Source organism: Pseudomonas sp. AC463 (assembly GCF_979253585.1).
In genome coordinates this window covers 1-308 of the sequence record NZ_CEEDDZ010000387.1, presented here as the reverse complement: position 1 = coordinate 308, position 308 = coordinate 1, and the positions used below count along the sequence as shown (strand labels likewise).

Annotated in this window: 1 pseudogene; it reads left to right on the top strand. The window is 68.8% G+C overall.

Features of this window, described 5'->3' with window-relative positions:
* A pseudogene (locus tag AC0IYH_RS30650) lies at positions 1-308 on the top strand (alpha-glucuronidase); the annotation flags it as partial.

Genomic DNA, 308 nt, shown 5'->3' with positions numbered 1-308 from the left:
CTTCTCGGCGCCGATCGAACTGGGCGGGCTGAAGACCGCCGATCCGCTCGACCCGCAGGTCGCCGCATGGTGGCGCGCCAAGGCCGACGAGATCTACCGCGCGATCCCCGATTTCGGCGGCTTCCTCGTCAAGGCGAACAGCGAGGGTCAGCCCGGCCCGCGCGACTATCACCGCACCCATGCCGACGGCGCGAACATGCTCGCCGCCGCCGTCGCGCCGCATGACGGCATCGTGATGTGGCGCGCCTTCGTGTATGCGGACACCGATCCCGACGATCGCGCGAAACAGGCCTATACCGAGTTCAGGC